This window comes from Nocardia sp. NPDC003345, assembly GCF_053589395.1.
In genome coordinates this window covers 1-1,354 of the sequence record NZ_JBSFRU010000607.1, presented here as the reverse complement: position 1 = coordinate 1,354, position 1,354 = coordinate 1, and the positions used below count along the sequence as shown (strand labels likewise).

General features: G+C 69.8%; 2 protein-coding genes. One reads left to right on the top strand and one right to left on the bottom strand.

What is annotated here, in order from left to right:
* Positions 1-892 (bottom strand): thiamine pyrophosphate-dependent dehydrogenase E1 component subunit alpha (locus ACWDU1_RS32400; protein WP_450004225.1); only part of this gene is annotated, 892 nt, incomplete at its 3' end.
* Between the two features lie 143 nt (positions 893-1,035).
* Here ACWDU1_RS32400 and ACWDU1_RS32395 point away from each other — a divergent pair.
* Positions 1,036-1,354: Lrp/AsnC family transcriptional regulator (locus ACWDU1_RS32395; RefSeq protein WP_450004224.1), on the top strand; the 319-nt coding region annotated here is incomplete at its 3' end.

The window sequence follows — 1,354 nt, the reverse complement described above, 5'->3', positions numbered from 1 at the left end:
CGAACAGGCCCTCGCGTTCCAGCAGCCGCCGGACCCGGAGGATGGGATCGCGCCCGGCCCATTCCTCGAGTTCCGCGGCGGCCCGGTAGCGGGTGGGATCGTCGGCGGTGGTGTGCGGCCCCATCCGGTAGGTGATGGCCTCGATGAAGGAGGGCCCGCCGCCGGTGCGGGCGCGTTCGGCGGCCTGCCTGGTGACCGCGAGAACCGCCAGCACATCGTTACCGTCCACCCGGACCGCGGGAATCCCGTGGCCGATCGCGCGGTGGGCGATGGGTGTCGCGCTCTGCAGGCCGACGGGTTCGCTGATGGCCCAGTGGTTGTTCTGGCAGAAGAACACCACGGGTGTGCTCCACGACGCCGCGAAGGTAAGGGCTTCGGCGATATCGCCCTGGCTGGTGGCGCCGTCGCCGAAGTAGACGACGGTCGCGATCTCGGCGCCGTCGAGCTGGGCGCCGTAGGCGTAGCCGGTGGCGTGCAGGCCCTGGGCGCCCACCACGATCGCCGGGTTGGTCATATTGACGGCCGCCGGGTCCCAGGAGGAATGGGCGACCCCGCGCCACATCGCCGCCGCGGCGCCGGGCAGGACCCCGCGGCAGTAGGCGACCGCGGTTTCGCGATAACTGCAGAACACGTAGTCGTCGGGCCGCAACGCGTGCGCGGACCCGACCTGGGCGGCTTCCTGCCCCTGGAACGGCGCCCACAGCCCCAGCTGCCCCTGCCGGGCCAGAGCCACGGCCTCGATATCGATCCGCCGGGTGACCACCAGGTCGGCGTAGAGCTCCCACAGTTCTTCCGGTCCGATATCGGCGACCAGCGCACGATATTCGGGGTTGTGCACCCGGGCGCCGTCGGGCTGGATCAACTGCACCGGATACTCGGTTGTGCCGGGCATCGGCCTCGCCTCCTCACGCGGGTCACGCGCTGATGTGGCCTGTAACACAAGCATCCACCTTTATGCGAACTGCGCAAGTCTCGATCTGAGCACCGTGCACAATGCACGCTTTCGCCCACCAAAGGGCTGCCATACTGCGTCATATGACCAATCAAGAGCCGGTCGAGGCGACACTCGACGCGACGGACGCCCGGATGCTGCTGGAACTGACCGCCAACCCCCGCGCCACCGGGGTGGAGATCGCCGCGCGGCTCGGTCTCTCACGCAACACCGTGCAGGCCCGGCTGGCGCGCTGGGAAGCGACCGGAGCGCTGGCCGGGTTCGAGCGACGCGTGCACCCGCGTGCCCTCGGTTACCGGCTGTCGGCCTTCGTCGCGGTGGTGGTCGACCAGCACCGCCTCGACGCGGTGGTCGACGAACTGGCCGAGGTCGCCGAGGTGACCGAGGTATGCGGAATGACCG